Origin of the sequence: Noviherbaspirillum denitrificans (assembly GCF_002211445.1) — a bacterium.
Taxonomy (GTDB): domain Bacteria; phylum Pseudomonadota; class Gammaproteobacteria; order Burkholderiales; family Burkholderiaceae_D; genus Noviherbaspirillum; species Noviherbaspirillum denitrificans.
In genome coordinates this window covers 4,779,315-4,788,162 of sequence record NZ_LSTO01000001.1, presented here as the reverse complement: position 1 = coordinate 4,788,162, position 8,848 = coordinate 4,779,315, and the positions used below count along the sequence as shown (strand labels likewise).

The window sequence follows — 8,848 nt, the reverse complement described above, 5'->3', positions numbered from 1 at the left end:
CCGCTTCGCCCGCCGGTTGCAGGCGGCGGTGGGAACACCCGAACAGTTCACCCGCGTCGTAGCCGAGCAGCCGGCAAAGTGCGCTGTTGAACAGCACCAGGTTGCCCTGCAAGTCCACTTCGTAATAGGCATCCTCGATGGTTTCAAGGATGCCGCGATACCTTTCCTCGCCGCCCAGCCATGCATTTCCAGAAAGACTGGATGCGGCCGCGATCGCCTCGACCTCGTTTTCCATTGCTGCGTCCCGACTCCGACTCGTAATGAGTTTCTCTGAGGCAAATATTACATCGTGCCGAACATGTGTAACCCGCAGCGTAACAGGAAGTACCGGAAAGTTTTCAGATTTTGACGAGCAGGTCTGGCTGGAACGCAGGGTTTTCCCACTGCAATTCTTCCAGCGTGGCAGCCGCAAGCCGGTTCAACGCATAACCCCGCGGATTAGCGAGAATGCGGGCACTCGCTAACGTGTAGTCGAAGCTGTCATGCACATGGCCATGCAGCCAGAGCTGCGCCTTGGCAAGCAGCGGCGTCAGGTCGCTGATGAATCCGGCATTGAGCAATTGCCCGGCATAACGGGGATGGATGGAACCGGGATGTGGCGCATGATGGGTGACGACGACGGTCGGGCCGTCGAAGGCTTCGTCCAGTTTTCTTTCCAGCCAGGCACGCGAGGCGCGATGCAGCGCTAACGCATCGGCGGCGGTGAACATACCCTGCGGGGTGTGGATGCGGCGATGGTCGAGCAGGCGCAGTTCGCATTCCTGCATGGCCGCCTCCTGCTGGCCCGGGAACAGTTGGTAATCGGTCCACAGGCAGCAGCCGAGGAAGCGGACATTGCCGAGGATGAGCTCGTCGTTTTCCAGGTAGTGGAATCCCTTGCCGGCGGCAGCACGCACGGCGGCGGTCGTCTCTTCGATCGTGCTCTTGTAGGCTTCGTGGTTGCCATGCACATAGATAACCGGCACCGGCCAATCGGCGAAAGTCGCCACTGCGCCGGTGCCGTGGTGGATGTCGCCGGCAATGACCAGCACATCCGCGTCCGCATTTGGTTCGATCGCCCGGAAACCGGGAAAGCGCGGCTGCAACAGGTCGAGGTGGAGGTCGGAGGCGAGCTGGATATTCATTCTGGTGTTCCGCGCGCGATATTGCGCACATTGATCGCAGTTGGCGCCAAAGCGTTCCGGATCAGGTCGAGCGCACGCTGCGGCTCGGCATTGCCACACATGAAGATATCGACGGCGGCAAAGCCGGACTCGGGCCAGGTATGGATGGAAATATGCGATTCTGCCAGCAGGACCACGCCCGTCACTCCCTGCCCGGGGCCGAACGGATGGAAATGGCTGTAGACGATGTGCGCGCCGGCGGCGAGCGCCGCTTCGCGCAGTACCTGTTCCATGGCTGCAGGATCGGCCAGTCCGCCGCCGGCGACGCCGTGCAGGTCGGCGATCAGGTGGACGCCCGAGGAATGGTGCGCGCTCATTTGTGTCCCCCGCCGCCGCCCCATGAACCGCCGGTGGAGCCGGAATTGGAACTCCAGGAACTGCCCGAGCGCGATGCGCTGCCCGACCCGCCATCGGCCAGCTCGCCCCAGCTGAGTATCGTGCACACCAGCGACACCATCAGCGCATAGAGGATGAACTTGCCGTTCATGATTCGCCGCCGCCCATCAGGTTGAGCGCCCATGCCGGGCCGTAGACCGCGGCGCAGGCGAACAGGACATATTCCCAGGTCTTGCCGAATTCAAGCAGCAGCGGGATGGCATTCAGCACCAGGATCGCGATCACGAAAAACTTCGCGACCGACAACAGGGATGTCTTCGGCTTCAGCTTCGCTTCCTTTGCCGCGATGCCGAACCAGGCGCGCATCTGGTCCGACGGCACGGGCGCCGATTGTGACCAGGTGAGTTCATTGGCCGACAGCTCCGCCGCGAGGGACTTCTTGCCCTGGGTGAACTCGATCACGCGCACCGTGTCGCCCGCATGCACGCGCCAGTTGAACGCGCCGGCGGCGAAATCGACGGTCGCCGTGTAGTCGGATTCCTTGCGGTAGGCCTGGGCGCCGAGCTTTGCCGTATCGCCCCGGTTCCACTCCGGCCAGTCGTCGAGCACGTCGGCGCGGAACCAGCCTTCGTCCGTTTCCACCAGCCACAGGAAGCCGGAGCGCGGGCTGTACAGCAGGTATTCGGTCCAGGCGAAATCGTCTTCATCGCGGCGCCGCATGACGCCGATCACTTCGCAGGACGCGCCGTTGATCGTCGCCTTCGCACCGAGTTCGATGCTGGTCTTGACTGCCTTCATGCGGGTGGCAGTCTCCAGCACGACGGCGGTCCGCGCCGAGACATCCACTTCGGCACGGCAGCTCGGGCAGACGATCTGCGTGGTGGCGCCGGGGACGAAGGCGACATTGCTGCCGCATGATGGGCACCCGAGGCGCTCCACGCGGCCCCGGATCTTGCCGGCGCTGTCGCGGATGGTGTCTTCATCGCGCAGGAACTGGCACTTGAGCTGGTCGAGGGTGACCGCTTCGCCGGCATAGATCTTCGGCGCGCCGGATTCGGAATAGTCGAGCGTGAGGAACTTGTTCCCGCGCCGGAAATCGGCGACCTTCGCGGTCCATCCTTCGCCGACGCGGAACGGCAGCTCGCCCTGGCCGCCGGTGCATGCCGCGCTGCGCACGTCGGTCGCAATCCAGTTCTCTCCGAGGATGCTGTACAGCGAAGCGGCATGGATATCATCAAACGCGATCTGCGTCGCCGCGCCCGCCTTGTCGAAGGTCAGCGTGTACTGCCCGGACGCGTCCGACAGCCAGCCGGGATTGCCGTCGTCGAACAGCACATGCCACTCGTTCCACAAGCCGTTGTCATAGCGCAGCTGAATGCGGCCGATGACGGTGAATCCCTGGCTGCCGTAGCGGCCGCTGGTGCCCACCTGGATCGGCGAGTAATCGTCAAGGACATCGGACATGCGTCCCATGTCCTTGACCGTGTCCGCATCCTTCAGGACGGTGGACTTGCAGTACTCGCACACCGCCATGACCGAGGCATGCGACCGGAACTGCACATTCGCGCCGCAGCTCGGGCAGGAGACAGTCTGCATGCGCGGCTTATCCGATCAGCTTTTGCAGGATCTTTGCCTTGGCGTCGTCGTAATCGCCCTGCGAGATCAGGCCCTTGTCGAGCATGGCTTTCAGCTTTTCGAGGCGCACTTCCGGCGCGTCTTCCGCCGGTGCGGGTGCGGCAGCCGGGGCCTGCGCCTGCGCGCCGCCCAGTGCCTGCGTCATCGCCTGGCCCACCGCCATGCCGGTGGACAGGCCTGCACCCAGCCCCGCGAGGCCGCCTTCGTTCTGCGCCGCCAGCGGAATCGCTTCGGCCGTCTGGAAGCGCGTAAAGCCTTCCATCTTGCCGGCACTGAGCCCGCCCTTCATGCCGGCGCCAATGCGCGCATCCAGCGCCTGCTGCAGCTCGTCGGGCAGGCTCACGCTGCCGACGTTGAATTCGTCGAGCGCCAGGCCGTAGCGCGCGAAGGCATTGGCGAGGTCACCCTTGACCGACTGCGCCATCAGCGCCTGGTTGGCCGCCATGTCGAGGAAGGGAATCTGCGACGCGCCGATCGAGGTCGCCATGGTCGACAGCATGATGCCCTGCAGCTGCGCCTCGACGTCGTCGCGGGTGTACACCTCGCGCGTGCCGCTCAGCTCCGTGAAGAAGGTCTTCGGATCGGCGACGCGGTACGAGAACATGCCGAAGGCGCGCAGCCGCACCATGTCGAAGTCCTTGTCGCGGATCGTGATCGGCTGCGGCGTGCCCCACTTGCGGCCGGTCTGCACACGGGTGCTGAAGAAGTAGACGTCCGACTTGAAGGGCGACTCGAACAGCTTGTCCCAGTTCTTGAGGTAAGTCAGCACCGGCAGCGTGGCGGTGGTCAGCTTGTAGTTGCCCGGCCCGAACACGTCGGCGATCTGGCCCTCGTTGACGAATACCGCGACCTGCGATTCGCGCACGGTCAGCGCGGCGCCGTTCTGGATTTCGAAACCTTCCATCGGGAAGCGCCAGGCGAGCACGCCTTCGGTGTCCTCATTCCACTGCAGGACGTCGATGAACTGTTTCTTGATGAAGGAGAAAAGGCTCATGGTTTCCTTTCGGTTCAGGAGATGCAGGCGGCGTTGATCGCGCCGACCGACAGGGCGATTGCGCCGAGGATGCCGCCGAAGGCGGTATTGCCCGATTCGATATGTTCCTTCGACATTGACAGGCACTTCGTCGTCACGATGTAGGCGAGCAGCTGCACCACCAGCGCGCCGAAGGCCCAGCCGAGGAACTCGGTGATGCGCGAGGTGTGGAGGATGCAGGATGCGATTGTCAGCGAGAAACCCAGCACGGCGCCGCCCAAGGAAAGGGCGGCGGCATTATTGCCCTGGCGAATCAGCAGCACTTCGTTATAGGGCGTGACCCGCGTGTACACGACGAAGAAGAACACGAGCAATACGCCGGACAGCAGCAGATAGATCAGGTAGTTGGCGAAGGCGGGCAAGGCAGTCTCTCGGTCGGGTTGGATGGGCTGTCCGTCTGTCCGCGATGTGCATCGTAAAATCCCTCCGATGCCTGGCGGATCTTTGCCAATATACTAATCGAAAAACATGCACTGTCCAGCCTTTTGATGACCAAGCACATCCTCATACTTTCGGTCTTTGTCGTGGCCTCCTGCGGGCTGGCCTACGAGCTGATCGCGGGCGCGCTGTCGAGCTACCTGCTCGGCGATTCGGTATTCCAGTTTTCGACCATCATCGGCTGCTACCTGTTCGCGATGGGCGTGGGCGCGCACCTGTCGAAGTATGTCAAGGACGGTGACGTCCTCGCGCGTTTCGTCGATATCGAACTCGCGGTCGGCTTCGTCGGCGGACTGTCCGCGGCGGTGCTTTTCCTGACCTTTTCCTGGATGGGCGCGCCGTTCCGCAGCATGCTCTACGTGCTGGTCTTTTTCGTCGGTGCGATGGTCGGCATGGAAATTCCGCTGGTGATGCGCGCGCTCAATGCGCGGCAGACCGCGTTCAGCGAGCTGGTGAGCAAGGTACTGACCTTCGATTACCTCGGGGCGCTCGCGGTGTCGGTGCTGTTTCCGCTGGTGCTGGCGCCGCAGCTCGGGCTGGTGCGCACGGGATTCCTGTTCGGCATGCTCAATGTCGGCGTCGCCTTCTGGACCATGCATGCATTCCGGTCCGAGCTGGCAAACATCGGCGGGCGCGTGCTGCGCGCGAGCGCGGTGATGTTCGTGCTGCTGTGCGGCTTCGCCGCTTCCGACCGGCTGGTGCAGTGGGGCGAGCATGCGCTGGTCGGCGACAACGTCGTTTACTCGACCACCACGCCCTACCAGCGGCTCGTGATCACCAAATGGAAGGATGACCTGCGTCTCTACATCAACGGCAATCTGCAATTCTCTTCGCGCGACGAATACCGCTACCACGAAGCGCTGGTGCATCCGGTGATGGAATCGCTGCCCTGGGCGCGTACGGTGCTGGTGCTCGGCGGCGGCGACGGACTCGCGCTGCGCGAAGTGCTGCGCTATCCGAATGTCGCGCAAGTCACGCTGGTCGACCTCGACCCCGCGATGACGCAGGCCTTCAGCCGTCGCGAGGAGCTGGTGACGCTGAACAAGGGCGCGCTCGGCGATCCACGCGTGAAAGTCGTCAATGCCGACGCCGCGATGTGGCTGCAGGAGAACGAAGAGGTATTCGACGCCATCCTCATCGACTTCCCCGATCCGTCCAGCTTCGCGCTCGGCAAGCTGTATTCCGTGCCCTTCTACGGCATGGTGAAGCGCCATCTCTCCGCCAACGGCATGGTCGCGGTGCAATCGACCTCGCCCTTCTTCGCGCCGCATGCGTACTGGACCATCGATGCCACACTGCGTGAAGCGGGATTGCAGACCTGGCCCTACCATTTGTACGTGCCGTCTTTCGGCGAATGGGGCTTCGTGCTCGCCTCGCCGCAGCAGAAGTTCACGCCGCCGGCGCAATACCGTTTGCAGATGCGCTACCTGAATGCCGAGACGACGCGCGAAATGTTTGCCTTCCCGCCCGACATGCAGCGGCTGGACATGCCGCCGAACCGGCTCAACACGCAGTCGCTGGTGCATGAGTTCGAGCAGGACTGGCGGAAGTACTTGCGCTGATGGACAGGCGATCCTTCCTGCTGGCGGGCAGCGCCGGCGCGGCGGCGCTGCTGGGAACGGCGGCCGGCTGGCGCCACCTGCACGAGATTCCCGTCAACGTCCATGCGCCCGGCCGCATCGAAGGGCATTTCCTGCGCGATCGCAAGGCACTGCCCGCGCCCGCTTACGAAGTCGATATCGATGTCGCGATCTTCGGTTCCGGCGTGGCCGGACTGACGGCAGCGTGGAAGCTGGCGCGGGAGGGACATCGTCGTTTCCTCGTGTTCGACGGCCCGCAGGCCTACGGCAATGCCGCCGGCGGTAACCATGGCGGCATTGCCTATCCGACCGGCGCGCATTACCTGCCCTTGCCGTCGACCGAATCCTTGCATATCCGCGAACTGCTGCACGACCTCGGCATCCTGTTGCGCAATCCCTCGGCCGAGCAGCCCTACTACGACGAGCGCTGCATCCTGCATGCGCCCCAGGAGCGGGTGCTGTTTGGCGGGCGCTGGCAGGAAGGCATCCTGCCGAAGGAAGGGCTGCCGCAATGGGAGCTCGACGAGCACGAGCGCTTTGCGCAACTGGTCGAACGGTTCCGGTCGGCCCGCGGCAGCGACGGCCGCCGCGCGTTCGTCATTCCGGCCGCGATGTCGTCCGCCGACCCGCAATGGCGCGCGCTCGACCGGATCACCTTCCGCCAGTGGGCCGAGCGGGAAAACTTCCGCTCGCCGACCTTGCACTGGTACCTGGATTATTGCTGCCGCGACGATTACGGCGCGGGCCGTGGCGACGTATCGGCATGGGCGGGGCTGCACTATTTCTGCAGCCGCGGTGGCGCGGCGGAAAATGCCGGACACGGCGAATGGCTGACCTGGCCCGGAGGATTGCATCCATTGGCCGCAATGATGGACAAGGCGGCGGGGCAACGCCGACGCATCGGCAGCGTGGCGTCCTTGCATGTCACTTCGCGCGGCGTTGAGGCGCTGTGCTTCGAGTATGTCGGGGGAAGCGTCCGCAGCTTCATCGTCAAGGCGCGGAAGGCGGTGTGCGCCATGCCCCTGTTCGTCGCGTCGCGTGTGTTCGACCTGCGTGCATACGGATTCAATGGAGAGCAGGATCTACCCACCTACGCGCCCTGGCTGGTCAGTAACTTCCTGATGAAGCGCTTCCCGCAGGAGCTCCCCGAGCAACCCTTGTCGTGGGATAACGTGGTCTATCAGGGGCGCGGGCTCGGCTATGTGGTGTCCACGCACCAGGATATCCGCGTCACGCCGCCCGAAAAAACGGTGTTCACCGCCTACGCGGCACTCGACCAGCTCTCGCCGGCCGCCGCGCGGAAATGGCTGGAAACAGTATCCCCGGACGCCTTGCTCGACTACGCCGCTTCCGACTTGCGCCAAGTCTACGGCCATGCCTTTGCCCGCTGCGTCGAACGCGCCGACCTCACCCTGCGTCCCCACGCGATGGCATCGCCGCGCCCGGGCTTTCTTTCCAATAAGGGATTGCAGGCATTGCGCGATGCCGACGGGCCAGTCCTGTTCGCGCATGCCGACCTGTCCGGGTTCTCGGTGTTCGAGGAGGCGGCGTGGTGGGGCTACCAGGCTGCCCTCAGGATTCTTGCCGCATAAAAAAACCCGCAGGCCATCGGGCTGCGGGCGAAATCCAACTCTCGGAGAGTCTGGAGGAGACTACGTAAAACGGTAATCGGTTCCTCCCTGGGAGCCGATTACCGAAAATTCAGTCAGGCGGGTAATCCTGACCTGCCGGACGGATCAGCTGCCAGAGCTGGTGTCCTTGGCTTGACCGCCCTTGGCAGCCTGGATCGCTTCGTTGCGCACTTCCTCGCGGGTGCGGGTGGAAGCGATGTTGACGTGTTCGACGAATTCGCTGCCGCCGACCGGCTGGTAAGCCAGTTCATGGCGCACTTCAGCGCGGGTCTTGGTCGAGGCGATGTTCTTGTGCTCGACGAACTCGGTGTTCACGGCCGGCTTGGTTTCGGCAACGACTTCAGCGCGGGTCTTGGTCGAAGCGATATTGGTGTGCTCGACGAAGGGGTAGGTCTGGTCAGCCAGGACGGAACCGGCGGCGGTCAGCAGGGAAACGGCGGCAATCAGGTTTTTCGCATTCATTTTGATACTCCTAGTAAGTTAATGACTCCGGCGCGTCGGGAAGGTCATCCTGCTTCCATCGCGTCTTTCGTGAGTCGCATTCGTTGTGTGCTCATCGATGAAGCACAGTGTAGCCATCGCGCGAAACTTGAAAAACAGCAATAAAAGCAATGGACCATTTCTGAAAACGAAATAATCAATTCTTGCTGTCCGGCTTCGTGCGCTTTGTCTCCGTGGTTTATGCCAACCGTGCAGGGCGGGGATGACGTCGCCCTGCACGACAGCTCATATACGTTTCGGTGTGGCGATCGGATTCGCTTACCAGCCGCCGCCGAGCGAGCGGATCAGTGCCACCGTCGTGGTCGCCCGCGCGCCGCGCAACTGCACCGCGCTGCGTTCCACCGCCGCCAGGTTGCGTTGCGCGTCGATCACGTCGAGGTAGCTCGAACGCCCCGCCTGATACAGCTTGTTCGCCAAATCAGTCGATCGGCGCGCCGAGGCGACCGCATCGTCGATGGCTTGCGCCTGACCGGCCAGCGTGCGCAGGCCCGACAGGTTGTCCTCCACCTCGGCAAAGGCGGTTAGCACGCT

Annotated in this window: 11 protein-coding genes; 2 read left to right on the top strand and 9 right to left on the bottom strand. The window is 63.4% G+C overall.

What is annotated here, in order from left to right:
• The 7 genes from AYR66_RS29735 to AYR66_RS23260 form a co-directional block, all read right to left on the bottom strand.
• The coding region (locus AYR66_RS29735; protein WP_206047254.1) for a PAS domain S-box protein at positions 1 to 235 on the bottom strand (235 nt) is incomplete at its 3' end.
• 103 nt (positions 236 to 338) lie between these two features.
• Positions 339 to 1,124 (bottom strand): metallophosphoesterase, encoded by a 786-nt coding sequence (locus AYR66_RS23280; RefSeq protein ID WP_088709490.1) that lies wholly within the window; start codon positions 1,122 to 1,124, stop codon positions 339 to 341.
• Complete coding sequence (gene speD, locus AYR66_RS23275; protein ID WP_088709489.1) at positions 1,121 to 1,480, bottom strand: adenosylmethionine decarboxylase; 360 nt, start codon at positions 1,478 to 1,480, stop codon at positions 1,121 to 1,123. The genes AYR66_RS23280 and speD overlap by 4 nt, the downstream gene beginning before the upstream one ends.
• On the bottom strand, positions 1,477 to 1,650 hold the full coding sequence (locus AYR66_RS29060; RefSeq protein ID WP_170942250.1) for a hypothetical protein: 174 nt from the start codon (positions 1,648 to 1,650) through the stop codon (positions 1,477 to 1,479). Before AYR66_RS29060 ends, speD begins: the two co-directional genes overlap by 4 nt.
• Positions 1,647 to 3,095, bottom strand: a complete 1,449-nt coding sequence (locus tag AYR66_RS23270; RefSeq protein WP_088709488.1) for a DUF4178 domain-containing protein — start codon at positions 3,093 to 3,095, stop codon at positions 1,647 to 1,649. Before AYR66_RS23270 ends, AYR66_RS29060 begins: the two co-directional genes overlap by 4 nt.
• A gap of 7 nt (positions 3,096 to 3,102) precedes the next feature.
• Positions 3,103 to 4,128, bottom strand: coding sequence for an SPFH domain-containing protein (locus AYR66_RS23265; protein ID WP_088709487.1), 1,026 nt, complete (start codon positions 4,126 to 4,128; stop codon positions 3,103 to 3,105).
• 14 nt (positions 4,129 to 4,142) lie between these two features.
• The gene (locus AYR66_RS23260) at positions 4,143 to 4,529 is read right to left on the bottom strand and encodes a DUF350 domain-containing protein (RefSeq protein ID WP_088709486.1); all 387 of its coding nucleotides are present in this window, start codon (positions 4,527 to 4,529) and stop codon (positions 4,143 to 4,145) included.
• A gap of 126 nt (positions 4,530 to 4,655) precedes the next feature.
• On the opposite strand from AYR66_RS23260, the gene AYR66_RS23255 reads away from it, so the two are divergent.
• Entirely contained in the window at positions 4,656 to 6,167 is a 1,512-nt protein-coding gene (locus AYR66_RS23255) for a polyamine aminopropyltransferase (protein ID WP_088709485.1), read from the top strand.
• Entirely contained in the window at positions 6,167 to 7,777 is a 1,611-nt protein-coding gene (locus tag AYR66_RS23250; RefSeq protein ID WP_088709484.1) for an NAD(P)-binding protein, read from the top strand. The genes AYR66_RS23255 and AYR66_RS23250 overlap by 1 nt, the downstream gene beginning before the upstream one ends.
• A 144-nt stretch (positions 7,778 to 7,921) precedes the next feature.
• On the opposite strand, the gene AYR66_RS23245 is transcribed toward AYR66_RS23250, so the two are convergent.
• Positions 7,922 to 8,278, bottom strand: a complete 357-nt coding sequence (locus AYR66_RS23245) for a DUF4148 domain-containing protein (protein WP_088709483.1) — start codon at positions 8,276 to 8,278, stop codon at positions 7,922 to 7,924.
• Between the two features lie 297 nt (positions 8,279 to 8,575).
• Positions 8,576 to 8,848, bottom strand: a 273-nt coding sequence (locus AYR66_RS23240) for a TolC family protein (protein ID WP_170942346.1), incomplete at its 5' end; no start/stop codon positions are given.

Coding starts and splice junctions, on each gene's coding strand:
- AYR66_RS23280 (WP_088709490.1), bottom strand. CDS start 1,124: ATGAATATCCAGCTCGCCTCCGACCTCCACCTCGACCTGTTGCAGCCG.
- speD (WP_088709489.1), bottom strand. CDS start 1,480: ATGAGCGCGCACCATTCCTCGGGCGTCCACCTGATCGCCGACCTGCAC.
- AYR66_RS29060 (WP_170942250.1), bottom strand. CDS start 1,650: ATGAACGGCAAGTTCATCCTCTATGCGCTGATGGTGTCGCTGGTGTGC.
- AYR66_RS23270 (WP_088709488.1), bottom strand. CDS start 3,095: ATGCAGACTGTCTCCTGCCCGAGCTGCGGCGCGAATGTGCAGTTCCGG.
- AYR66_RS23265 (WP_088709487.1), bottom strand. CDS start 4,128: ATGAGCCTTTTCTCCTTCATCAAGAAACAGTTCATCGACGTCCTGCAG.
- AYR66_RS23255 (WP_088709485.1), top strand. CDS start 4,656: ATGACCAAGCACATCCTCATACTTTCGGTCTTTGTCGTGGCCTCCTGC.
- AYR66_RS23250 (WP_088709484.1), top strand. CDS start 6,167: ATGGACAGGCGATCCTTCCTGCTGGCGGGCAGCGCCGGCGCGGCGGCG.
- AYR66_RS23245 (WP_088709483.1), bottom strand. CDS start 8,278: ATGAATGCGAAAAACCTGATTGCCGCCGTTTCCCTGCTGACCGCCGCC.